The following is a 24558-nucleotide window of genomic DNA, read 5'->3' as shown; positions in this document are numbered from 1 at the left end:
TTGGCTTGAGCGAACAGATGCATCCGGCAGCCCCCCATCATCTGCCGTTTTTCATTCCCGGCGCCGATGGGTCGGACGCCCTGATGGTGGTGATGGGCATTTTCCTCGTAGCCACGGTCTTGTGGGTTGGCACTCTGTACTGGAAGCTGCACAGCCTGCCGGAGCGCATGGCGCACAAGAGCCAGAAACTTCAGTTTGAGATCGTCGCCGTCCTCGGGCTGATATCGCTTTTCACTCACATGCATATCTTCTGGGTCGCCGGCCTGTTGCTGGCACTCATCGATCTGCCGGATTTCGGCACGCCGATGCGCAGCATCGCCGATTCCGTCGAGCGCATAGCAGACGCCACGCCGGGCGCTGCCGAACCGGAAGCTGAATCCGTACCTGGCGGCGGTCCCGACGTCCGGACGCCCGCCAAGCAAGAGGTGCACAACCATGCTTGAGCTGATGATCTGCTCGCTGGTGACGATCCTGCCGGATTACCTCTACCGCCGCTATCGGCAAGGCAAGCGGTTCGGCAAGGAGATCACGTTCTTCTCTGTCTGGTACGAACTGAGATGGGGGATCACCGGCTGCCTGATGCTCACGATTTCGCTGATCACGATGATCTTCTACTTTCATCCTTCGACAACCTCCGCGGCGATCTACTTCAGGACCGTGCCGATCCTGCCCGAAGGCTCCGGTCGTGTCGTCGAGGTCAATGTCGACTTCACCGCGCCGGTGAAGAAGGGCGACGTTCTGTTCCGGCTCGACAGTTCGAAGCAGGAGGCCGCGCTCGAGACCGCCAAGCGAAAGATCGCCGAGGTCGATGCGTCGTTGATCGCGGCGCAGGCCGACGTCGTCAAGGCGGACGCTCAGATCGGGGAGGCGAAAGCCTCCTTGCAGCAGGCCAAGGACGAGCTGGAGGTGAAGAGCGAGTTGCAGCGCCGCAATCCCGGCATCGTGCCGCAACGTGACATCGAGAAGCTGCAGGTGCTGGTTGATCAGCGGCAGTCCGGCGTCGATGCCGCCAGCGCCGTCAAGGAATCGGCGACGTTGCGGGTCTCCACGCTGTTGCCGGCCGAGAAGGCGAGCGCCGAGGCCGCGCGGGCGCAGGCGCAAGTGGATCTCGACAAGACCTTCGTCCGTGCCGGCGTCAATGGCCGCGTCGAGCAATTCCTCGTTCGCCCCGGGGACCTCGTCGCCCAGATCATGCGGCCGGCCGGAATCCTGATACCGGACGAAGCGGGCCGCAACAAGTTGCAGGCGGGATTCGGGCAGATCGAGGCCCAGGTGATGAAGCCTGGCATGGTCGCGGAAGCCACCTGCATGTCGAAACCCTGGGTGATCATTCCGCTGGTCGTCACCAGCGTGCAGGATTTCATCGCCGCCGGCCAGTTTCGGGCCACCGAGCTGTTGATCGACCCGCAGAGCCTGCAAAAGCCAGGTTCGATCCTCGTGTTCCTGGAGCCGCTTTACAAGGGCGGCCTTGACGGCGTGACACCGGGCAGCAGTTGCATCGTCAATGCGTACACCAGCAACCATGACGAGATTTCCGATCCGAAAACCGGCACGTTGAAAGGCTTTGCCCTGCACGCCGTCGACGCGACTGCACTTGTTCATGCCTTGCTGCTTCGGATTCAAGCTCTGCTGCTGCCGATCAAGACGCTGGTGTTAAGCGGTCACTGACGGGCGCGAACAGGGAGACGGCATATGAAACCGAACTGCAAGTTTCGCGCAATCGTGGCGACGGGCATGATCTTCGGATTGCCGGGTTACGCGCACGCTTTCGATCTCACGGGTGCCTGGGCCACGAGCGCCGAGCAATGCCGAAAAGTGTTCGCCCACAAGGGCAGGGCGAACCAGCTGACCTTCACGAACTTCTGAGGCGTCTATGGCGGCGGATTCATCGCCGAGCCCGATCGCCTCCGGAGCAAGTTCGAGAACTGCAAGATCAAATCGCGCAAGGACGACGGCCAGACCATCAACATCATCGTCGGCTGTGCGTCCGGAATCATGGTATCCAATGTGCAGTTCTTCCTTAAGGCCGTCGACGACGATACCATTACGCGCCAGTTCCCGGGCATCGATGGGATGGAGGTCAACTATCATCGTTGCAAGATCTAGCGTCCGGTCCCCGCACTGGCTCAGCGCCGCCGGACCGTTGTCAGCTGACGCCGGACCGATTGGGTAGCGCGCCGTGGATCCCAGCAGGTTGCCGAGGTCATTGCGCATCGCCCTGGTGGCCGGGCTTGTGCTTTTGGTTGGAGGCGCGAGCCTATTCGCCTATCGCTGGTACGAGCGGCCGACGACCCTGACGATCGCGGTTGGTTCGCTGGACGGCGAGGCCGGCAGACTGGTCTCGGCGATCGCAGGAAAGTTCGCCCAGTCGAAAGCGCCAGTCCGGCTCAGCCTGGTCCAGACGCCGGGACCGCTCGAGTCCGCCAAGGCATTCGCGTCCGGAAAGGTAGACCTCGCGGTCGTCCGTGGAGACGTCGGTGATCTCTCGCAGGCCCAGGCCGTTATCGTGTTGGCCCATGCCACCGTCCTGTTGGTTGCGCCGCCCGGCGCTGCGATATCTGACGTGGCGGAGTTGAAACGCGCCACGATCGGGGTGATTGGTGCCGAAGCCAATCAGAAGCTGATCAAGGTGCTGACCGACGAATACGATCTGACGCGCGCGGGCGTGACGTTCAAGCCGCTCGCCCCGGCGGACGCGCGCCGGGCGCTCGACACCAAGGAAGTACGAGCAATCCTGCTCGTCATTCCCTTGACCGAAAAGTACCTTGCGCTGCTGCGCAATGTCTTCGCGCGCACCACGCGAGCCGGCCCGGTGATGATCGCCATCGAGTCCGCCGGAGCCATCGCCGAGAAAGAGCGCGCCTATGAAAGCTTCGACGTACCCAAGGGAACCCTGCGCGGCTCGCCGCCCATTCCTGCTGATGACCTGACGACGCTGCAGACGTCGTTTTATCTGGTGGCACAGAAGAAGCTTGGGAATGACGTGATCAGCGACCTGACTCAGTCGATCATGAACGCGCGGCGACAGTTGCTCGCCGAACTGCCGGCGCTCTCCCAGATCGCCACGCCCGATACCGATGCAGGTGCCTACATTCCCGTGCATCCCGGGGCGGCAGCGGTCTATGAGGGAACCAGGGAGAGCTTTCTCGATCAATGGGGCAATGCGATCTTCCTGGCGCCGATGATCGCAGGCGGGCTTGCGTCGGTGCTCGCGGCGGCGTGGAAGTTTCTCCGCTCGAGCGAGACACCGAGCCGGAAGGAGGCGCTCGACACGCTTTATGCACTGGCAGGACGAATTCGGATGGCTAACCGTGTGTCGGACCTCGAAGAGATCGAGCGCGAAATCGATCAGGTGCTGCGTACGCAGCGCGAGCAGCCGGTCGCGGATGACAAGGCCGAGCGTGCCGTTACGGCGGTGAACGTTGCCGCCCATCGGCTCGAGAACCTGATTCACGACCGCCGCATCCACCTTGCGTCGCGACAGCCGGGCCAGGCCGGAAGCCAAATCGAAAGCTGAGCCGAAGGACAGTTTCCTTGATCTCGATCAAGGAGGGGAGGGGATCGTGGCCGATGCTGTCGACCGTTGGTGTCGATGGAGGTCGCGATGGTCCGTTGGGGCAAGACTCTGCTCGCGGTTGTGCTGGTCTCGGTGACGTCCGTTGCCGCATTCGCGCAAACGGCTGACAAGCCGCCCGCCCAGACCAGCCCGCCCGCCCAGGCTAGCCAGCCGGCTGCGGCAACCCAGCCGACCGATCAGCTCCTGAAGCCGGAACAGCTGGAGGCCCTGGTGGCGCCGATCGCGCTCTACCCGGACTCGCTGCTCGCCAACGTGCTGGCGGCGTCGACCTATCCGCTCGAGGTCGTGCAGGCCGATCGGTGGGTCAAGGAGCGCAAGAGTCTGAAAGGGGATGCGCTGAAGGCCGAGGTCGACAAGCAGGCCTGGGATGACAGCGTGAAGGCCCTCGCGAGCACCGCCGATGTGCTCGCGATGATGAGCGACAAGATCGATTGGACGAAGAACCTGGGCGATGCGGTGCTGGCCCAGCAGCCCGACGTCATGGACGCGATCCAGCGGCTGCGCAGCAAGGCGCAGGCCAACAACAAGCTGGTGACGACCAAGCAGCAGAAGGTCAGCGTCCAGACCCAGGAGAGCAAGCAGGTCATCGTCATCGAGCAGATCGATCCGAACACGGTCTACGTGCCCTATTACGATCCCGCGACGGTCTATGGCGCGTGGCCCTATGCGGAGTATCCGCCGTATTATTTCGGCTATCCGTCCTATATTGGCGCCGGTGTGATCGCGGCAGGCCTTGCCTTCGGTGCCGGCTGGGCGATCGGACGCTGGGGCAATTATTGGGGCGGCGGCTTCAATTGGGGCAATCGCAACGTCTATGTCAATCACCGGACCACCAACATCGCAAATGGCTGGCAGCACAATCCGGCGCATCGCCAGGGCGTTCGCTACAACAACAGCAACGTCCAGCAGCGCTTCGGCGGCAACACCAATCGGGCCGGTGCCAGCGATCGGATGAACTTTCGCGGCCGTGACGGTCAGCAGGTTCTCAATCCCGGCGATCGCCCGGGTGCAGATCGCGCAGGTGACCGGGCAGGAGACCGCGGCGGCGACCGTGCGGGTGATCGCGCCGGAGATCGTGCGGGCGATCGCGCTGGAGACCGTGGAGGCGACCGCGGCGGAGATCGTGCGAAGGGTGGTGACCGTCCAGGTGCAGGCGATCGCGCCAAGGGCGGCGACCGCGCGGGTGCCGGCAACAGGGGCGGTGGCGATCGCGCAAAGGCCGCCAACCGCGGCGCTGCCGGTAACCGCGCGGCTGCGGCGAATCGTGGCGGTGGCAGTCGTGGCGGCGCCATGAACGTATCGTCCGGACGGGCAGCTGCGGCGGCATCGGCGCGCGGGCGATCGAGTATGGCCAGCATGCCACGCGGCGGCGGCGGCGGCGCAAGTTTTGCCGGCCGTGGTGGCGGTGGCTTCAGCGGCGGCGGAGGCGGCTTCCGCGGAGGTGGCGGAGGTGGCGGCTTCCGCGGCGGCGGTGGCGGTGGACGACGCTCCGACATCGCGCTCAAGCACGATATCGAACTGCTGGGACATCTCGCCAACGGCCTCGGCTACTACCGCTTCAGCTATCTCGGCAGCAGCAAGGCCTATGTCGGCGTGATGGCGCAGGAGGTCGAGCAGGTCATGCCGGCGGCGGTGACGCGCGGCGCCGATGGCTATCTCAGGGTCTATTACGACAAGCTCGGGATCAAGTTCCGCAGCTACCACGACTGGCTTGCCGCCGGCGCGAAGATTCCATTCCCGTCGGAGGCATCACGATGACAGGCCCCTCATACTCGCGACTGGATCGTATCGCCTCGATCGGCGTGGCCGCGGCAACAGCACTCGCCTTGCTGCTGTCTCCTGCACGCGCGCAGCAAGGCTTCCCCAATCCGGAAGACGCGGCGTCTGCCTTGGCAACCGCGGTCAAGACCGGCACCAGTCGGGCGATGCTGAAGGTGCTGGGCCGCGATGCCGCCGATATCATCGAGTCGGGCGACGATGTCGCCGACGCCAATGCGCGAGAGAGCTTTCTTTCTGCCTACGACGCCAAGCATTCGATCAAGGCTGACGGCAACAAGAAAGCCATCTTGATTCTGGGGAGGGACGATTTCCCGTTCCCGATCCCGCTCGTCAACAACAATGACGGCTGGAGTTTCGACGCCGCCGCGGGACGTCGCGAAATCCTCTACCGCAGGATCGGCCGCAACGAGCTGGCCGCGATCCAGACCTGTCTTGCCTATGTCGACGCACAGAACGAATACGCAGAGAAGGATCGCGGCGAGGGTGTGGGCGCCTATGCCCAGCGCATCGTCAGCAGGCCGGGCAAGACGGACGGGTTGTTCTGGCGCGACGACAAGTATCCAAGCCCGCTTGGCGAGCTGGCCGCCCAGGCCGCCGCGGAAGGCTACAAGGTCGGCGAGCAGAGCATGCCGTACCACGGCTACTACTATCGGATCCTGAAGGCACAGGGCTCCGACGCTCCGGGCGGCGCGCTGAACTATGTCGTGAAGGGCAAGATGATCGGTGGATTCGCGCTGGTCGCCTATCCCGCCGAATACGGCAATTCCGGCGTCATGACCTTCCTGGTCAACCACGCAGGCACGGTCTATCAGAAGGATCTCGGCTCACGCACCGATTTCCTCGCCAAGCGCATGATCGTTTTCGATCCGGATCAGACCTGGAAGAAAGCGGATCCGACAAATCCCTGAGCGAGGAGGGGACTGCAGTGACGCGATCCATGATCCGTTCCGTCATACTGGCGCTTGCGGCGACGGTCCTGGCGGTCGCGCCATGCTTCGCGCAGGCCGTCGGCCACGTTCAGGTCAAGTTCGTGAAGGCCGCGCTCGTCGTGGGCGGCGGCGGCGGCAGCGGCACGTTGACCTACCGCGGGCGGCACTATCGGTTCATCGCGTCCGGCTTCAGCCTCGGCGTGACTGCCGGTGCGTCGGTGACCTGGCTGGAGGGCACCGCCTCAGGCATCAGGGACGTCAACGATTTCGCCGGCAGCTACGCGCTGGTCGGAGCAGGCGGCGCATGGGCTGGGGGCGTGGGCGGGGTGAGCCTGCGAAATGAACACGGGGTGGTGCTGGCGCTCAAGGGACCGAAGGCAGGGCTGGAATTTGCCGCCAATCTGGGCGGGCTTACGATCTCGCTGCGCTGAGCGATGGATTGATCTATCTCAAGGCCAGGTCCGAGGCTCAGGTTCAGCCTGCATTTGGCGGGCGGCGATACGTCATCCAGATAACCGGGAGGTGAAGGCATGTACCGGCACATTCTCATTCCGACAGATGGGTCGGAACTGGCGGAGCAAGGGGTGAAGCAGGGATTGGCGCTGGCGAAATCTCTCGGAGCCAAAGTATCGGTCATCTTCGTTGTTGAGCCGCTCTCGGAAATAGGAGGGCGGTACCGTGATTTGCTCGCGAGATTTGCCGAGATACGCAAGGAAGAGGCCACGAGCGCGCTGGATCGCGCCGCACACGCGGCCAGGGAGGCCGGCGTTCCCTGCGAGACAAGCCAGGTCGAGAGCGGGCACCCCCATCAAGCCATCATCGCAGCAGCCGAGGATAAGGGCTGCGATCTCATCGTTATGTCATCGCACGGGCGCAGCGGGCTCTCCAAGCTCCTCATCGGCAGTGTGACAAACAAGGTGCTGACGCAAGCGAAGACTCCGGTCCTTGTCTGTCAGTGAGGGCGCAGATTGCTGGATAGAAATCACTGTGCACGGAGCTTGGGAGAAATCGAAATGAACAAAATCACTGTATGCCTGGCTCTTGCCGGTGCGGCGTTGTCGGGCCCGCTGCAAGCGCAGACGAGCATCGATATGGCGCGGATAACTTGCTCGCAATACCTCGCCATGTCCCCGGGCGATTCGTCCGTGTTTTCTGCCTGGATGAGTGGCTGGTTCAATCAAAAGAAGGGATACGTCTTCGTCGATCTCAACGCGTATGCACGGAATGTCGCAAGCGTGAAGGCGTGGTGCGCGACCAATCCCACTCAGACCGTGATGGCCGGTCTTGAGCGCTCTACGGCCGGCCAGTGATCAAACAGGGTTGGAAGATAACAATGAAACCATCGATTCTTGCAATTGCGACCGTTGCACTCCTCGCCACGAGCGTCGTGGCCAAAGCGCAGGTCGTCGTCGATCTGTCCCTCATTACCTGCAAGCAATTGCTGGAGTCGGATCAGGAACGACAAATGCTGGTCAGCTCCTGGATGTCGGGCTATTTCAGCGCATCGAAGAACCTGACTGTCGTCGATTTTCGCTACGTCGAGCGAAACGGCAAGGTCATCGGCAAGTACTGCAAGTCGCACAAGACAGACACCGTAATGAATGCGATGCAAAAGAACTGGCGCTGATCATCGTTGTTGCGAACGCGCAGGCAGCGGACGGCATCCTCGTTCTTCCCGGGTCGGAGGTGAAGCCGGCGGTGCCAACGGTCGGCAGGCTCGTCGCGGTTCACTCGCGCTTCTGATCGAACTGCTTCGGACCGCGGTGCCCGTATTTTTACGGTCCGGGCCCTTGACCAAGGTCAAGGCGCGGCCGCTGGCCGGATGGTGTGTTGCTAGGGCTGTTCGCTCTCGCCCGGTGTCGCGGTGTCGGCCATCTGGTATGTCACTTATGAAATTCGCCGACGTGGTCTGCTGGCTCGAAGGGCGCGCAGTCCTCGCGAGACCAGGACATTTGCCAGCGAATCGGAAGCCAAGGCGTTCGCACGGTCAAAACTGGACGAAGGGCTGGTCGTGTTTGCCGGCACCATCAATCCGCACCTCCCCAGGCAATTGATCCCCTCGCAGAACATTGCCGATTGGCTCGTCGAACAGTGAGCCGGCTCCTCTTCGGCAGAGCGAGCTTCGTGCTGCACCGAAGTTGAACGCGGAGCCCGAGCACGCTGTTCGTTTGCCCCTTGAGTGTTGCCATTTTGGCACGTGGCTTTTCGTGACTCACATCTAGGCTTCGACCACTGCCCCGATTGGGCGAACGCAAGGACTGCTTTTCTCGATTAACGCGAAGAGACCCGGAGATCATTCCATGAAGAGATTTTTGCTTTCTGTCGCCGCGATTATCGGCATGGCCACGCCGGCGTTGTCGGCTGACATGGCCGTCAAGGCGGCGCCTGTGCCGGTCCCTCCGCCGGTCTACAACTGGACCGGCTTCTATATCGGTGCGAACGGCGGTTGGGGCGAGAGCCGCACCTGCTGGGACTTCATCCCTGCCGTCGGTGGTGTCGTGGCCGACGGATGCAGCTCACGCTCTGGTGGCGTTTTCGGCGGACAGCTCGGCTATCGCTGGCAGGCCGGCCAGTTCGTCTTCGGCCTGGAAGGACAGGGTGATTGGGCGGACCTGAAGAGCTCGCGCCTCAGCCTGATCGATCCGAGGTTCTCGACGACAACGAAGACCGACGGACTGGGCCTTTTCACCGGCCAACTCGGCTGGGCCTGGGATGCCGCGCTGTTCTACGTGAAGGGCGGTGCAGCGGTCACCAGCAATCGCTATGACATCTGGACCACGGTCGGCGGAATCGGGGTGGCGTCGGCAACGTCGACCCGTTGGGGCGGCACGATCGGCGTGGGCTTCGAATACGGCTTCACTCCGAACTGGTCCGTCGGGCTCGAATACGACCGTCTCTTCATGGGCGATGCCAACAACACGTTCTCGGTGGTCAATCCCATCGTGGCCGGCGCCGCCAACCGGATCGGACAGGACGTGGATCTGCTGACGATACGCCTGAACTATCGGTTCGGCGGGCCGGTCGTCGCGAGATACTGATCGTCCTGGATGGATGTAATTTAGGCCCCGGCATTTTCTGCCGGGGCCTTTCCCTTAGCTTTGGCGCTACCGATCCAAACGCTCGATGCGCGGCAGGCACCGCCGTCAGCGCTTTGCGGCTCCGCCCTTCGCTGCCTCGTAGGCGTCGCGATAGCCTCTGGCGATGGTCCGAACGCCGCGCCCGATATCGTCATAGACATCGTCGGGCAGGTTCGCGAGCGACACGCGAAGCGACCATTCGGGCGCATCGAAACCGCCGCCGTTCAACAGCACGATCCCGTGGGCTTCGGCCAGCCTGAACGCCAGGTCCAGCGGATGGACGTTCTTCTTCAGGTATTCAACCGCATCGTCGCCGATGTTCTTCCGGGCCCAGAACTCGAAATCGATCAGGGCGTAGTAGGCATCGTAGTTCGGATTCGGGCTCAGCTTGTCGGCCAGCCCGAGGCCGTCGAGCATCGACCACAGGCGCTTGTTGACGATCTCCATGCAGGCCGCCTGATAGGCCTTGTTCACGTCCATCATCTCGGCGAGCGAGAACAGGCTCATCATCACCTGCTGCGGCAATGACAGGCCCGCGGTGTGATTGAGCGCCACGTCGCGGCTGTCGGCGACGATGCGGTCGATCAGCTTGAGCTTGCGTGGTTCGAGCGTGAGCGGCCCGTAGCGCTTGTCGAGTGCCTTCACGGCCTCGTTCGGGAGCCTGGCGATCATCTTGTCGAAGATGTTGTCCTCGTTGATGGCGATGGCCCCGAGCCGCCATCCCGTGCAACCGAAATACTTCGAATAGGAGTAGACGCCGATGGTGTTGTGCGGGAGTTCGCCGAGCAGCGAACGGAACCCGTGCACGAAGGTGCCGTAGACGTCGTCGGTGAGGATCATCAGGTCGGGGCGCTTGGTCTTGACCAGATTGGCCAGCTTGGCAACCGTTTCCTTGCTCAACGCCATCCCCGGAGGGTTGGACGGATTGACGACGAAGAAGGCCTTGATCTTCGGATCCTCCAGTTTCTTGATTTCCTCGTCGGTGAACTGGAACTTGTTTTCCTGCGGAGCCCTGATCTGAACGACCTTCAGGTCGTAGTCTTCTAGGTGCGTCATCTCGATGTAGGGCGTGAAAATCGGCGTCGCCAGCGCGATCGTATCGCCCGGCACCAGCAGCCGGTTGGCCTTCAACGACTTGAAGAGGTAGCACATCGCCGCCGTGCCGCCCTCGACCGCATAGATGTCGAATTTCCCGGCCGGCCGGGGCTCGCCGCAAACCGCCCACATCAGGTATTCGTGCACGATCTTTTCGTTGTGCACCAGCATGCGGTCCGGCACCGGGTAATTGTCACCGATGATCGAATCGACCAGCTCGTGGACGAAGGCGTCGGGGTTGAAGCCGAATTTCTTGACCGCAAAGGGCAGCATCTCGGTCAGGAAGCTCGCGCCCGGCATGTCCTTGTGCTGCTTGAGCCAGGCCTCGAACCGCCCGGCAATGCCGTTTGCCTGGGGCATGCCGCCGATGCCCGCCGGGTGCTCCATCACCCGCTTGCTCTCGGTGATGGCGAACTGTCCCAGCAGGAAGAAGGCTTCGCGCGGCGTCGTCGCCACCCAGTTGGGATTGCCTCGCCCGGCGTTCAGGAACGGCATCTGGCTCCGCTTCGAATTGCTCTTGGCGAGGTTGATCAGCTCGTCCTTGATCTCGAAGGGGCTCAGCGCCTCGAATTTCTTCAGGGTCAGAAGATCGGCCATTTGACACTCCCGGGGCGATGCATGCTGTTGGAATGGAGGCGACAGCCTCTGTTGTCTGCGCAATCGCGCGCAGCATGATCGGCGACCGGTTGTGAGCCTTGATCTATGTCAACGTTCACGCGCAGGCGATGCGATGCTGCGACGGATAGTCGCTCACGATGCGAGTGCGCGGCACGTGCGTAGTGTCGGCAAGATAGTGAAATCGCAAGGTTCCCGCAGCTGCGGTTGACATAGATCAACATCCTGCTCGCCAACCGCCGTCTGATGTCGACCGATACGGTTGCTCGCCCTTTTCGGCACCCCTGCACGAGATCGAAGCGGGCGCACGCCGAGGCCCGGGGACAGCATGAACGGGTGACATCATGATCGATTGGCTCTTCCAGACGCTCCGCACCTATCCCGAAATTGCGATCTTCCTCTCGCTGGCCCTGGGCTACTATTTCGGATCCTTCACCTATAAGGGCCTTGGTCTGGGCGCGGTCACCGCGACGCTGATCGCCGCTGTCATCATCGGCCAGATCGGGATCACCATATCAGGGCCGCTGAAGCCGTTCTTCTTTCTGATGTTCCTGTTTGCAATCGGTTACGGTGTCGGACCGCAATTCGTGCGCGGCATCGCGCAGGACGGCGTCCCGCAGGCGGTTTTCGCGGCGGTGGTCTGTGTCTTCTGCCTGCTGTCTGCGTATCTCGGCGCCAAGCTCGCCGGTTACGACGTCGGATCGGCCATCGGGCTCTATGCCGGCTCACAGACGATTTCCGCGTCGATGGGGCTCGCGACCGACGCCATCAATCGCCTTGGTCTGCCCGCCGACGAAGCCAAGAAGCTGCTCGATGCCATGCCGGTCGCTTATGCCGTGACCTATATTTTCGGCACGGTTGGGTCGGCGATCGTGCTGGCGCTGCTCGGACCGGCGCTGCTCGGGATCGATCTCGAAGCCGCGTGCAAGAAATACGAGGAGGAGCATGGCGGCAAGAAGCAGCTGGGCGGCCCGGGGACGGCCTGGCACCAGTTCGATGTGCGCGCCTATCGCGTTCATGAGCGCGGACCCGTCGCCGGCAAGACGGTCGGGCAGGCCGAGGCGCTGCTTCCCGATCATCGCATCTTCGTCCTTAGGCTCCGGCAAGCCGGCAAGGTCGTGGAGGCAACTTCGGACACTGTGATTCATGCCGGCGATGTCGTCGCCGTCGCCGGGCGCCGCGATGTGCTGGTGCAGCTGATCGGCGAGCAGGCCGAGGAGGTTGACGATCGCGAACTGCTGGCAGTGCCGATCGAAGGCGTCGATGTCTACGTCACCAGCAAGGACGTCGACGGCAAGACGCTGGAGCAACTGGCGAAGGAACCGGGCGCTCGCGGCGTATTTCTGCGCAAGATCGCCCGGGGCGCGATCGCGGTCGAGATTCCGATCCTGCCGAACACCAAGATCAATCGGGGCGACATCCTCACGCTGGTGGGCCGCACATCCGATGTCGCCGCCACCACAAAGCTGCTGGGCCGGCCCGACCGCGCAACCGACGTCGCCGACGTCGCCTTCATCGGGGCGGCCATTGCGATCGGCGCCCTGGTCGGCGCTTTCGTCTACAAGATCGGAAGCGTGCCGCTCACGCTGTCCACCTCCGGCGGCGCGCTGATCTCCGGCCTGTTCTTCGGCTGGCTCCGATCCGTGCATCCGACCTTCGGCCGAATCCCGTCACCCACGGTGTGGTTCATGAACTCGGTCGGCCTGAACGTCTTCATTGCCATCGTCGGAATCTCCTCGGGCCCGGGATTTGTCGCCGGCTTGCAGAAGCTCGGCTTCAGCCTGTTCCTCTGGGGCGTCGTCGTGACTACCGTGCCGTTGATCCTGGCGATGTTTGTCGGCAAATACGTGTTCCGCTTCCACGACGCGATCCTGCTCGGATGCTGCTCCGGCGCGCGTACCACGACCGCCTCGCTGGGCATGATCAACGACCGCGCCAAAAGTCAGATTCCCGGCCTTGGCTATACCGTCACCTACGCGGTCGGAAACACGCTGCTGACGATCTGGGGCATGGTGCTGGTGATGATGATGACCTAGCCGCGGCCCGACAATGTTGACCTGGCTTGCGCAATTTCTCGTTCGTTATCCGGAGCTCGCGCTGTTCCTGGTGATCGCGGCGGGCTACTGGATCGGGAGCTTCAGGATCGGCGCTTTCAGCCTTGGCCCGGTGACGGGCGCGCTGTTCGCAGGACTCGCGGTCGGCGATTTCGCGCATGTGCCCGTCTCAAGCATGACCAAATCGTTCCTGTTCCTGCTGTTCCTGTTCGGGGTCGGCTATTCGGTCGGCCCGCAATTCGTGCTGGCGATGAAGCGCGACGGGCTGAAGCCGATGCTGATGGCCGTTGTCGTGAGCTTCACCGGTCTTGCGGCGGCGATCGTCGTGGCACGCGTGCTGCGGCTCGACCCCGGCTTTGCCGCCGGGCTCCTGTCGGGCGCGCTCAGCCAGAGCGCTGCAATGGGTACGGCGACCGACGCGGTCAATTCCCTGCCTGTGTCCGAGGCACAGCGCGCGTTGTTTGTTTCGCACATCGCGGTCGCGGATGCGGTCTGCTACATCTTCGGCTATGCCGGCGTGATCACGTTTTGCACCATTGTCGTTCCGGCGCTGCTGAAAATCGATCTGAAGGCGGAGGCGCTCAAGCTGGAGCAGGCCCTGGGCATCACGCGCGCCAAGCCCGGGCTGGCATCGGCCTGGCGCAAATTCGAAATGCGTGCCTACCGGCTGGAAGCTCACGCGGCGATCGCCGGATTGTCGGTTGCGGCCGCCGAAGCTCACGTCCCCGGGCAGCGCGTGTTCATCCACCGCATTCGTCGCGGCGAGCGCATCCTGGAGGCGGAGCCTGCAACGGTGCTCGCGGCCGGCGATATCATCGCGCTGTCGGCGCCGCGCCAGACCATCGTCGAACTGATCGAACCGCGCGGCGAGGAGGTGGAGGACAGCGAGTTGCTCGACATCCCCGTGATCTCGGCGGACGTGTTCCTGATCAACCCGGAGCTTGCAGGCAGCAGTCTGCAGCAGGCGTCGGAACAGAGCTGGGCACGCGGCCTCTACTTGCGTTCGTTGAGCCGCGGCGATGAAGCCCTCCCCATCGCGGCCGGCGTTGTCCTGCAGCGCGGCGATATGCTTCGCATCGTCGGTCCTGAATCGGTGGTGCAGAATGCCGCCAAGAGCATCGGCGTCATCGTTGCGCCGAGCACCAGCATCGATTTCGTGGTGCTGGGGCTCGCGATCTTCTTCGGCGGCCTCGTTGGCGTGCTCCTGAGCTTTTCGATTGGTGGCGTCACGATCTCGCTGAGCACCAGCGTCGGTACGCTGCTCGCTGGACTTCTTGTCGGCTATCTCCGTACGCGTCTGCCGTATTTCGGCCGGATCCCCGATGGCGCCATCAGCCTGATGACATCGCTTGGACTGGCTGCCTTCGTCGGCCTGACCGGGATCCATGCCGGTCCGGTCTTCCTCTCCGCCATACGGGAGTCGGGCGTCGGCCTGCTGCTGGGTGGCATGTTTGTGACCCTGTTGCCGCAGATCGTCGGCTTCTGCTTCGGCCATTTCGTGTTGCGCATGAACCCGATCCTCCTGCTCGGTGCACTGACTGGCGCACAGACGGTCACGGCCGCGATGGCGGCCATTCAGGAGCGCTCGGGCAGCTCCGTGGTGGTGCTTGGCTACACGCCCGCCTATCCGATCTCCAATATTCTGCTGACAACCTGGGGATCGATCATGGTCGTCGTTTTCGCTGGATGACGGGGCAGGGACGGCTCGCGCCTACCTCGTCATTGAGAGTCGCGCACAAGCGAGCCTCCCCCGGGTCCGGACGACCGTATTTCGCCTGTTCCGAACTGAACTGCGGTTTCCAACGAGTCCCTACGGCTGAAGGGTCAGCGCGCTCGGCGGGGCGAATCCTGAGATCCGGATCGACGCCTTGATGGAGTCCCTCTGCTGGCAGCTTGGCCCAGACTGCGTCGATGTTGCAGGGGACTAACGCGCATTTCAGAGCGAAACATGAATATGAATGCGGAGGCCGATGAGTAACCCAGACGCAACGCGATCTCCGTGATCGGCAGTTCGCTGCCCAACAATTCGATAGCCTTGAGCAGGCGGAGACGCTGACGCCATGCACGCAAGCTCATGCCGACTTCGCGCTCGAAGTGCCGCGTCAAGGTTCGCGGCGACATGCCGATCTCACGCCCCCATCTCTCGGCGCGGCGAGGATTCGCTGGATCGGCGTAGAGGGTTTCACAGAGGGCCAGCAGGCCCGGGTGGGTGGGCCAAGGTAACGCTGCCGAGATCGGCGTCGCCCGCCGCAACTGATCGAGGATGAGCGCGATAACGCGAGCGGCGTAGCGACGATCCTCGCCTTTCAGCGACGCGGCTTCCACGATGAGCGTCCGCAGGAGCGGGGACACATGGATGACGGTCGTGCCCGAAGTCATGCCTTGGCTGGCAGCATTGGCGACCCAGAGGCTCCGGAATTCCGCTCCCATCAGGGAGCCGACCGAATGCTTCGTACCGGCGGGCAGCCAGACGGCCTGTTCCGGAGAAATGACGACGCGCCGTCCATCCGCCTTCACGGTGAGCGCGCCTGAGATCGCGTAGACCAGCTGATTCCAGCTGTGACTGTGTTCGGCGAAGTAGCTCCTCGCGGGAAGAGACTGCACCCGAACGATCAAAGGCTTCGGTGATCCGAGACCGTGCGGGGCATCGACCGTCTTCCAGCCAGCATTCCCTGGCGAAATGTGACGTTTCATCGACATAAATTGGCAATCTGTAGAAGGAAAAGTCCAGCGATTTCTCCTTAACTCCGACGCGGTGATCCACGGCCCGTGGACCGGCCACCGGTCCGATCGGCGACGTCCCGTCGACGGACATCTAACGGCGGAGCAAGCCGCAGCGTGAACTTCAATTTTCCCGTTCCCAGCCATGAGGCGCCGACCGCCATTCGCCGAAAGCGCAGCAATGTCGCAAGGCTGGCTGTCGCCCAGGCCCTCGCAGGCGCCAATTCCACGGTCGTCTACGCAACCGGGGCCGTGGTCGGCGACATGCTGGCGCCCACCAAGGCACTTGCGACGCTGCCGGTCTCGGTTTTTGTCGTCGGCATGGCTATGTGCACGCTGCCGGCGGGCGCTGTCGCGCAGCGCTGTGGCCGGCGCGCGACATTCCTGCTCGGTGCAGGCAGCGGCGTCCTCGCGGGCTTGATTGCGCTCCTGGCAGTACTCAACGCGTCGTTCCCGCTATTCTGCGCCGGGACCTTCTTGGCGGCGTCTACGCGGCCGTGGTGCTCTCGTTCCGCTTTGCGGCGGCCGATTGCGCAGCACCTGAACGGCGTCCGCGCGCGCTCTCGGCCGTGATGGCTGGCGGTGTGTTCGCCGGTGTGATCGGTCCACAGCTCGTGACGCATACCATGAATCTGTGGGCGCCGTACCTCTTTGCCGCGACGTTTGTCGGCCAGGCGGTGGTTGCCGCGCTCTCCGCGGTCATTCTGGCGGGCGTTGAGCTTCCTCCGCTGACTGCAACGCATCTCCACGCCGGAAGGCCACTCGCTGTCATTGCCCGGCAGCCGCGCTTTATCCTGGCCGTGATCTGCGGGGTCGTCTCCTACCTGCTCATGAATTTCCTCATGACCGCAGCCCCGCTGGCGATGAAGCTCTGCGGGCTGCCTCAGGAATCGGCCAATCTCGGTTTGCAGTGGCACGTCATCGCGATGTACGCCCCGAGTTTTTGGACCGGCCTCCTGATCACGCGCTTCGGCGCATCCGCGATCGTCGCGGTCGGGCTGGTATTGATTGCGGCCTCTTCGTCGGTGGGCCTGCTCGGGATCGATGTCTTGCATTTCTGGGCGTCGCTGAGCCTGCTCGGGATCGGCTGGAACTTCGGCTTCATCGGCGCCTCCGCGATGATCCTGGAGTGCCATCGTCCCGGGGAAAAGGCGCGCGTTCAGTCGCTCAATGATTTCGTGGTCTTCGGAACGATGACGGTCGGCTCCTTCCTTTCGGGCGGGCTGCTGTCGTCCTTCGGCTGGTCGACCGTCCTGATGCTGTCGTTCGCACCACTCGTCGCCGCGTTGCTGGCACTCATCGGCTTTTCATACCGGCCCGCCGCACGACCAAGCTAGCGTCTCGAGGAGAATCCACATGAGCGTAGCGGAAACCCCAGTTCAATATATGGAGCGAACGCGCCAATATTACCGTGCCCTGGGTTACGACAACGACTATGTCTGGGCGACCTTTGATGATGTCCCTTTCACCAAACCTGCCAAACCATCATCGGACCTGCGTATCGCACTGATTACGACGGCCAGTCCGCCGGATTTTGACGGCGTCAAACGGGTATGGTCGGGTGTGGTTTCGCCGCCGCCCGGGAAGCTGTTTACCGACAATGTTGCGTGGGACAAGGAGTCGACCCACACCAATGATCCGGGCAGCTTCTTGCCGGTAGAAGCCGCTTTCGGATTGGTCGGCGAAGGCGCCCTCGTCGGACTGACCCGGCACTTTCACGGCGTGCCGACAGAATACAGCCAACGGAAAACGAACGCGGAGGATGCACCTGAAATCCTGGCACGGGTTCGAAAAGACGGGGCGGATGCTGCGATCCTTTGCCCCCTTTGCCCCGTGTGTCATCAGACCGTAAGCTTGGTGGCCCGGCATCTGGAAGCGAACGGCATTCCGACGGTCATTGTCGGCTCGGCGCAGGATGTCGTGGAGCACTGCGGCGTGCCACGGTTCTATTTCACGGATTTCCCGCTGGGCAATCCTTGCGGGCATCCCTGGCGACCGGACATGCAGCGCGAAATCATGCGCCAGGCGCTCGGCCTTTTCGACACGGCGACGGCGCCGCGAACGACTGTGAAAGCGCCATTTGCGTGGAAGGAGGAGGGTTCCCTTTGGCGGCCCCGGTATGGAAGAGTAAATCCAGCGGATCGAGAGCGGCTGCTCAAGCTGGGTGATGAGCGCCGCCGGCGGCAAGCCAAGGCCAAGCAGGTTTCCATGGAGGGAGTGTCATCAAAATGACCGAGAGTTCGATGGGAAATCGGGTGCGCGTTCTTGAAGACCGGTACGGTAACCCCTTGAGCACAAGCTCTGCCGCCGCCCGCGACGCATATGTCGCCGGCGTCGACAAGCTGCTCTCGGCCGGATCGGGAATTGACCAGGCATTCCGCGACGCGATCGTCGCCGACGAAGGTTTCGCTCTGGCGCACATCGCGCTTGCGCGAACCCTGCAACTGCTCGGTCGCGGCAACGAAGTCAAAGCGCCGCTCGAACGCGCGATCGCGCTAGCGCCGGCTACGACTTCGCGCGAGCAAGGTCATATTGCGATCTTTGCCAAGATCCTGAGTGGTCAAGGCGCTGCGGCGGTTTCGGCGATCGCCGAACATATGAAGCACTGGCCGCGCGATGCCATGGTGCTGGCACCGGCCACCGGTGTCTTCGGCTTGATCGGCTTCTCGGGCAAGTCCGGCCGCGAGGTTGAGCAACTGGCGATGCTGGAGCCGCTTGCAACCCATTATGGCGATGACTGGTGGTTTCGAACCGTGCTCGCGTTTGCTGAAATTGAGCTGCACAGGTTCGACAGTGGTTTCAGGAATATCGAGACCGCACTTCGTGGTTGTCCCCGCAACGCTCACGCTGCGCATATCAAGGCCCATCTGTTCTATGAGAAGGGACAGCGCGAGGAGGGGCTGGTTTATCTCGAGCAATGGAACGCCGCCTACCCACGCGAGGGGCAACTGCATTGCCATATCAGTTGGCATCTTGCCCTGTGGTCGCTGGAGACCGGCAGGCGGGATCAAGCCTGGAGGATCTATCGTGAGGCGCTGCATCCGGGTGGCTCGTGGGGGCCGCAAATCAATGTCCTCACGGATTGCGCCTCGTTCCTTGCGCGCGCCGAGATGGCGGGCGAGCCGCGATATCCGAAACTCTGGAGCGAGATCAGCCAGTATGCGGCGAAGTGGTTTCCCAATTCGGGGATCATCTTTGCCGACATGCACAGCGCGCTTGCCTTTGCAATGGCTGGCGATGCGGAGGCCTTGGCGAGGATCATCGAGAACCCGAAGGGACCCGCCGCGGATATGGTGGTGCCCATCGCGCGCGGCTTCGATGGTTTGGCCAGGGGCGACTGGACACGGGTCGTCGATGAGCTAAGGCCCGTCCTGGCAACCCATGAAAGGGTTGGAGGCAGCCGCGCCCAGCGCGACCTGCTGGAATATTCCGTGACCTGCGCCTTGCTGCGCAGCGGTCGAGCCGACGAGGCGCGGCGGCTGATCGCGTCACGACGACCGCAGAATGCGGCGAGTGGCGTTCCGCTCGCGGGGATCTGAACGTGTCCTGGTTTGGGACCTGCACTGGTCAAGAGATCCGAAATGGCGAAGCGGTGGGTTTCGGATGGCGCCGCCTGAGGGAGAGTAACGATGCGCATCAACGATGATCTGTCGAAGCCCGTTATCGTTCACGCCTCGAAGCTGGACTGGGTGGCCAGTCCGTCGGCCGGCGTGGATCGGCGCATGCTGTTCCGCATTGGCGGCGAAGTCGCGCGCGCGACGTCGATCGTGCGTTATGCTCCCGGCAGCGCCTTCCCGCGTCATACGCATGGCGGTGGAGAAGAGATTGTCGTCCTTGAAGGTACCTTTCAGGATGAGCATGGTGACTATCCCGCGGGCAGCTACTTCCGCAACCCTCCGGGGACGTCACATGTTCCTGCCTCGAAGGACGGCTGCACCATCTTCGTGCGGCTCTGGCAGTTCCGGGTCGAGGACCGGACCCAGGTCGTGCGTCAGCCAGGTGAGGGCCAACACGTTGCGCCGCGCCCCGGTGCAAGCAGCGTCAGCGTGCTGTTTGACGACGGCCACGAAGAGGTCCGCCTTGAAGACTGGCGGCCGGGTGAAGTCATCAGCCTTGCGAACGCGCGCGGGCTCGAGTTCTTTGTTCTATCGGGGGGACTAACGATCGGGGGCGAGACGCTGCAGCCGCAGGGCTGGGGTCGGCTACCCAGCGGCGTCGACCTGAAAGCGACCGTGGGCCCGCAGGGCGCGAAAATCTGGATCAAGGAGGCGCCGCTGCTGCACCCGGATATCTGTCGACTTCCCGGGTAGCCGGTACAATCCTGACCGCCTCTGCGCTGGGCTCCTTGCAAGGGCGAAGCTGCTTTGCATGGGGTTGTTTTCGATAATTTGGTTGGGCCGGGCACCGTCTTGATCGGGGCAAGTTTCCCGACGGGCTCCCCGCATCCTGCGTCGCGCTGCAATAGCAATTGTGCTGGCACGAAAAATGCTGAGGCGCCTCCGCGACGGCGAGCGCAAGGTTCGCTGGGCAGACGGAGGAGAACATGAAAGCCCAAGTATTGAGAGCGTATGACGAGAAGCTGTCCAACGACCGCTGGGTCATCGAAGAAAACGTACCTGATCCCAAGCTGACGAAATCGACTGACGTTATCGTCCGAATCGGCGGCGCGGGCGTATGCAGGACCGATATCCATATCATCGAAGGAGTCTGGAAGCCGCACATGGATCCGTCCGGCGACAAACTCCTCCCCATCATCATGGGACACGAAAATGCAGGTTGGGTCGAGGAGGTCGGCAAAGAAGTCGAGGGACTAAAAAAGGGAGACCCCGTCATCGTTCATCCGAAGATCACCGGAGGGACGTGTCTCGCCTGTCGTCGCGGCTTCGACATGCATGGCCCCGGCACATTTCCGGGTCTGGATTGCAACGGCGGCTATGCAGAATTCCTCTGCACCTCGGAACGGAATATCGTGCCGCTGCCGCGGACGCTTGCCCCCAAGGAGGTGGCGCCTTACGCGGATGCGGGGCTCACGGCCTATCGCGCCGTCAAGAAGGCTACGCGTCACCTTTTGCCCGGCGAATCTTGCGTCGTTATCGGTGCAGGTGGATTGGGTCACATCGCAATCCAGTGCCTCAAAGCAATGTGCGCCGCCGATATTATCGTCGTCGACAAGTCCGAAGCGTCGCTGAAGCTGGCCGAAAAGTCAGGTGCCGACCATCTGGTGAAAGCCGACGGCGACGAAGTGGCTGCCGTTCTGGCTCTGACTGCCGGAAACGGCGCGGAGGCGGTAATCGATTTCGTCGGTGAGAAGGGCACGACATCGAAGGGGCTGGCGATGACCCGTTCGATGGGAAGTTACTACGTTGTTGGTTACGGCGAGGACATCCGCATCCCGACTGTCGACATGGTGATCACCGAGAAGAACATCATCGGCAATCTCGTCGGCACATGGGCCGAGCTGACGGAGTTAATGGCGCTCGCAGACCGCGGTCTGGTTGAACTGGCAACCGCCGAGTATCGTCTCGCCGATGCAAACAAGGCCTTGCACGATCTCAATGCCGGCAAGATTCATGGACGCGCAGTTTTAACTCCGTGAACCCGAGCCTCGTCCACCGCGAGCATTTGCTCGTGGTGGATTTCACCGGCCCGTCTCCTGACACGGCAAACAAATTCTCGTTCGTTTGGGCGCGCTGGAGGTGGCTTTGAAAGCTCATCGGAAGCACCTTTTTTAGTCTGGCCGAAAGCAGCCAATCGACCAAAATCGGCTCTAGGCATCCAAACCGACTTTTCATGCTGCATCGCAAACCCTGAGGTGAAGAACGCCACCTGCAGTTCGCCGCGAGTCTCAATTTGCATCTTTGTCGCAATTTGCGTCGTGGACGCTCTCAAGTTGACGGGGCGCGGTCATCAGGGATCGCCGGTGATCACGGCGTTCAAGAAGCTGTTGTCGGAGGTTCCGGACGGTCTGGCACGGCCGTTGCACGAACTATGCGGCAGGGAGCCGCGAAGCATGAGTTGACCGTTTAAAGGAAGTGCTGGGAGCCGCCTGCAAGACGCTTCGTCGTTCCGGGTCGGCTGAATTGGGGGCGAGAGTGACATCATTTCTTCGCATTGAGCGGCGCTATATGAGGTTCATTCTGGTGAACGGCATGGCGCTGCGCCCGAGAATCCTCTGTATGCTTTGCTGTGAGCCAATCGGCGCCCACTATCTCAAGGAATTCAGCACCGGGCTGTCGTTCTGCGGTCATGACTGTTACGCGCTCTATTGCGATCGCTGGATCTCCAGGGCGGAGCAGGTAAAGTGCCCGGCCGTTGCGGAGACCTCCTGCTGATTGGCGCATGCGTATGGGCAAGTGTTCCCGCGCAGTGCATCGGCTGGAAGAGCCGCCCAGGTTCGAGGTCCCGAAACATCGCTGGACCTAACGTGCGGTCGTTACTGATCCCAACGAAGCGTTATCGGCATCCAAGCCCGTTTCCATCTTTGCAACGCAAACATTGCTGCACCAATCCCTTTGCGCTGTCGGAATTCTCATTCTGCAATTTCCGTCGCAATCTGCATCGCCTCCGGCAGCAGGCCGGGCCCGTGTAACGCGTCCGCCCACGCCATACACGCGTCGATACCTCGGAAAGAGAGTTGGCGAGCGCCTCGGATGCGCTGGCACGCCCATTGCAAAGCTCCTGATCACAACAACGCCGACTGCTCCGTCTGGGGTGAGCCGCGACAAGAACGAGGGAAGGGGACGCTTGGCTGAGGGCGCATCATGTGTGGGATGAAGTATAGCGATCGCAGGACCGTAGTTCGAAAGATCGCGCCTGATCATCGTTGCGGTGCACCATAGTCGTTCCCGAGACCCTTGCCGATATCAAACGTCCGGCCGTGCAAGCGGCCGCGAGGTGGCCCGTAACGCACGGGTAAGCACTGCCCGGTCCGCGAAGGTCCAGGCAGGCGGAATATCGATGTGGTTTCTGACCCGATCAGGAGGAAAGACGAGATGTCTGGAACTTTAACACTCAACAAGATCACCGCCCAGCGCGGCATATCCGTCGGTGATGCTGCAAAGAAGATTGCAGATCTCGGATGGAATCCTTCCTACGTCCAGGAAGCGATGACCTTTCCCACGGACTACAAGATCGCGAAGGCGCCGAAGGATCCGATGAAGCAGGTCCTCCGCTCCTATTTCCCGATGCAGGAGGAGAAGGACAACCGCGTCTACGGTGCGCTCGATGCTGCGCTGCGCGGCGACATGTTCCGCAACGTCGAGCCGCGTTGGGTCGAGTGGATGAAGCTGTTCCTGGCGATAATCCCGTTCCCGGAAATTTCCGCCGCCAGGTCCATGGCTATGGTCGGCCGCCTCGCTCCAGGCGAAGATCTTCGCACCGGCTTCACGATGCAGATGGTCGACGAGTTCCGTCACTCGACGATCCAGATGAATCTCAAGAAGTGGTACATGGAGAATTACATCGATCCGGCCGGCTTTGACATCACCGAGGAGGCGTTCGGCAAATGCTACGCCACCACGATCGGCAGGCAGTTCGGTGAGGGCTTCATCACCGGCGATGCGATCACCTCTGCGAACGTGTACCTGACCGTGGTCGCCGAGACCGCGTTCACCAACACGTTGTTCGTCGCCATGCCGTCGGAAGCGGCCCGCAACGGTGACTACGCGCTGCCGACGGTCTTCCTGTCGGTGCAGTCGGATGAGAGCCGGCACATCGGTAACGGCCACTCGATGCTGATGTCGATGCTGAAGGAGCCGGAGAACCATCTGCTGCTCGAGCGCGACATGCGCTATGCCTTCTGGCAGAACCACGCCATCGTCGACGCAGCGATCGGCACCTTCATCGAGTACGGCACCACGAACCGCGACAAGACCAAGGAGTCCTATGCGGAGATGTGGCACCGCTGGATCTTCGAGGACTATTATCGCACCTACATGCTGCCGCTCGAGAAGTATGGCATCAAGATCCATCATGACGACGTTCAGACTGCCTGGAAGCGTCTGACCGAGAAGCACTATGTCCACAAGGTCGCGCAGTTCTTCGCGGTCGGCTGGTCGGCCAACTTCTGGCGCATCGAGGCGCAGACCGACAAGGACTTCGAGTGGTTCGAGCACAAGTATCCGGGCTGGTATGCGCAGTTCGGAGACTTCTGGAAGTGGTATGAGAAGCTGTCGCATCGCGGTCAGACCAACATCCTCTTCAACAGCGATGTCGGTTACGTCTATCCGCATCGTTGCTGGTCGTGCCTGGTGCCCTGCCTGATCCGCGAGGACATGGTCACCGGCGAGATCGACGGCAAACTCTACACTTTCGCCCATGAGCTCGATCGCTGGACGGCCGTCGAAGCCTTCGCCGGCGAATACCAGGGACGCCCGACCCCGGCGATGGGACGGTTCAGCGGCCGTCGCGAATGGGAAAGCGTCTACCACAATGTGGATATCGCCGACGCCATCAAGGATCTCGGCTTCGTGCGCACGGACGGCAAGACCCTGGTCGCCCAGCCGCATCTGCGCTTCGACGACAAGGAAATGTGGACGCTCGACGACGTCCGCGGCCACATCCTGAAGAGCCCGCTGCTTACGCTGCGGGAGATGAGCCCGACCGACCGGGAAAAGCATCTCGCCGAGTATCGCAAGGGATTCACCATCAATCCCTGCAACTAGCCGAGACAGAAGGGGCCGGCTCCGGCCGGCTCCTTCCGATCATTCTCC

Annotated in this window: 21 protein-coding genes and 1 pseudogene; 19 read left to right on the top strand and 3 right to left on the bottom strand. The window is 62.4% G+C overall.

The genetic code is table 11. The features are described from left to right. The first annotated feature begins 5 nt into the window (after positions 1-5). Together AKL29_RS26795 and AKL29_RS26790 are read left to right on the top strand one after the other, a co-directional pair. Entirely contained in the window at positions 6-443 is a 438-nt protein-coding gene (locus tag AKL29_RS26795; protein WP_028334148.1) for a hypothetical protein, read from the top strand. Further along, positions 436-1668, top strand: coding sequence for an HlyD family secretion protein (locus tag AKL29_RS26790; RefSeq protein WP_028334149.1), 1233 nt, complete (start codon positions 436-438; stop codon positions 1666-1668). The genes AKL29_RS26795 and AKL29_RS26790 overlap by 8 nt, the downstream gene beginning before the upstream one ends. Here AKL29_RS26790 and AKL29_RS42980 read toward each other — a convergent pair. After that, on the bottom strand, positions 1654-2214 hold the full coding sequence (locus AKL29_RS42980) for a hypothetical protein (protein ID WP_160321796.1): 561 nt from the start codon (positions 2212-2214) through the stop codon (positions 1654-1656). The genes AKL29_RS26790 and AKL29_RS42980 overlap by 15 nt on opposite strands. On the opposite strand from AKL29_RS42980, the gene AKL29_RS26785 reads away from it, so the two are divergent. The 9 genes from AKL29_RS26785 to AKL29_RS26745 all read left to right on the top strand — a co-directional run bounded on the left by AKL29_RS26785 (position 2207) and on the right by AKL29_RS26745 (position 9323). After that, entirely contained in the window at positions 2207-3517 is a 1311-nt protein-coding gene (locus AKL29_RS26785) for a TAXI family TRAP transporter solute-binding subunit (protein ID WP_244482438.1), read from the top strand. The genes AKL29_RS42980 and AKL29_RS26785 overlap by 8 nt on opposite strands. A gap of 87 nt (positions 3518-3604) precedes the next feature. Beyond that, complete coding sequence (locus AKL29_RS26780) at positions 3605-5335, top strand: DUF3300 domain-containing protein (RefSeq protein ID WP_050386290.1); 1731 nt, start codon at positions 3605-3607, stop codon at positions 5333-5335. Beyond that, positions 5332-6264, top strand: a complete 933-nt coding sequence (locus AKL29_RS26775) for a DUF2950 domain-containing protein (RefSeq protein ID WP_050386231.1) — start codon at positions 5332-5334, stop codon at positions 6262-6264. The genes AKL29_RS26780 and AKL29_RS26775 overlap by 4 nt, the downstream gene beginning before the upstream one ends. A gap of 29 nt (positions 6265-6293) precedes the next feature. Continuing rightward, entirely contained in the window at positions 6294-6716 is a 423-nt protein-coding gene (locus AKL29_RS26770; RefSeq protein WP_050386230.1) for a hypothetical protein, read from the top strand. 99 nt (positions 6717-6815) lie between these two features. Next, positions 6816-7244, top strand: a complete 429-nt coding sequence (locus AKL29_RS26765) for a universal stress protein (protein ID WP_050386229.1) — start codon at positions 6816-6818, stop codon at positions 7242-7244. A 54-nt stretch (positions 7245-7298) separates the two neighbouring features. Beyond that, complete coding sequence (locus AKL29_RS26760) at positions 7299-7595, top strand: HdeA/HdeB family chaperone (RefSeq protein ID WP_028334156.1); 297 nt, start codon at positions 7299-7301, stop codon at positions 7593-7595. A 23-nt stretch (positions 7596-7618) separates the two neighbouring features. Beyond that, complete coding sequence (locus tag AKL29_RS26755; protein WP_050386228.1) at positions 7619-7912, top strand: HdeA/HdeB family chaperone; 294 nt, start codon at positions 7619-7621, stop codon at positions 7910-7912. A gap of 237 nt (positions 7913-8149) precedes the next feature. Continuing rightward, a complete protein-coding gene (locus tag AKL29_RS26750; protein ID WP_028344998.1) occupies positions 8150-8380 on the top strand; it encodes a hypothetical protein in 231 nt (76 codons plus the stop codon). A 205-nt stretch (positions 8381-8585) separates the two neighbouring features. Next, positions 8586-9323 (top strand): outer membrane protein, encoded by a 738-nt coding sequence (locus tag AKL29_RS26745; RefSeq protein ID WP_050386227.1) that lies wholly within the window; start codon positions 8586-8588, stop codon positions 9321-9323. A gap of 105 nt (positions 9324-9428) precedes the next feature. On the opposite strand, the gene aspD is transcribed toward AKL29_RS26745, so the two are convergent. Further along, complete coding sequence (gene aspD / locus AKL29_RS26740; protein WP_050386226.1) at positions 9429-11054, bottom strand: aspartate 4-decarboxylase; 1626 nt, start codon at positions 11052-11054, stop codon at positions 9429-9431. A 362-nt stretch (positions 11055-11416) separates the two neighbouring features. Here aspD and aspT (AKL29_RS26735) point away from each other — a divergent pair, with 362 nt between their 5' ends. Together aspT (AKL29_RS26735) and aspT (AKL29_RS26730) are read left to right on the top strand one after the other, a co-directional pair. Continuing rightward, positions 11417-13108 (top strand): aspartate-alanine antiporter, encoded by a 1692-nt coding sequence (aspT, locus tag AKL29_RS26735; RefSeq protein ID WP_050386225.1) that lies wholly within the window; start codon positions 11417-11419, stop codon positions 13106-13108. A 13-nt stretch (positions 13109-13121) separates the two neighbouring features. Further along, the gene (aspT, locus tag AKL29_RS26730; RefSeq protein ID WP_050386224.1) at positions 13122-14816 is read left to right on the top strand and encodes an aspartate-alanine antiporter; all 1695 of its coding nucleotides are present in this window, start codon (positions 13122-13124) and stop codon (positions 14814-14816) included. A gap of 134 nt (positions 14817-14950) precedes the next feature. Here aspT (AKL29_RS26730) and AKL29_RS26725 read toward each other — a convergent pair whose 3' ends face one another. After that, positions 14951-15826 carry an AraC family transcriptional regulator gene (locus tag AKL29_RS26725; protein WP_050386223.1) on the bottom strand — a complete coding sequence of 292 codons (876 nt, stop codon included), beginning with the start codon at positions 15824-15826 and terminating at the stop codon, positions 14951-14953. A gap of 183 nt (positions 15827-16009) precedes the next feature. Between AKL29_RS26725 and AKL29_RS26720 the strand changes: the two are divergent. The 6 genes and pseudogenes from AKL29_RS26720 (at position 16010) to AKL29_RS26690 (ending at position 24510) form a co-directional block, all read left to right on the top strand. Further along, a pseudogene (locus AKL29_RS26720) lies at positions 16010-17184 on the top strand (MFS transporter). A 19-nt stretch (positions 17185-17203) separates the two neighbouring features. Further along, a complete protein-coding gene (locus AKL29_RS26715; RefSeq protein WP_063779949.1) occupies positions 17204-18079 on the top strand; it encodes a hypothetical protein in 876 nt (291 codons plus the stop codon). Next, complete coding sequence (locus tag AKL29_RS26710) at positions 18076-19386, top strand: tetratricopeptide repeat protein (RefSeq protein ID WP_050386221.1); 1311 nt, start codon at positions 18076-18078, stop codon at positions 19384-19386. The genes AKL29_RS26715 and AKL29_RS26710 overlap by 4 nt, the downstream gene beginning before the upstream one ends. A gap of 90 nt (positions 19387-19476) precedes the next feature. Next, complete coding sequence (locus AKL29_RS26705; protein WP_050386220.1) at positions 19477-20157, top strand: cupin domain-containing protein; 681 nt, start codon at positions 19477-19479, stop codon at positions 20155-20157. A gap of 233 nt (positions 20158-20390) precedes the next feature. Next, on the top strand, positions 20391-21443 hold the full coding sequence (locus tag AKL29_RS26700) for an NAD(P)-dependent alcohol dehydrogenase (RefSeq protein ID WP_050386219.1): 1053 nt from the start codon (positions 20391-20393) through the stop codon (positions 21441-21443). Positions 21444-22839: 1396 nt separating this feature from the next. After that, positions 22840-24510 (top strand): aromatic/alkene/methane monooxygenase hydroxylase/oxygenase subunit alpha, encoded by a 1671-nt coding sequence (locus AKL29_RS26690; protein ID WP_050386217.1) that lies wholly within the window; start codon positions 22840-22842, stop codon positions 24508-24510. Positions 24511-24558: the final 48 nt, after the last annotated feature.

Source organism: Bradyrhizobium pachyrhizi (assembly GCF_001189245.1).
GTDB classification, from domain to species: Bacteria; Pseudomonadota; Alphaproteobacteria; order Rhizobiales; family Xanthobacteraceae; genus Bradyrhizobium; species Bradyrhizobium pachyrhizi.
This window is presented reverse-complemented; position numbering and strand designations above follow the sequence as displayed.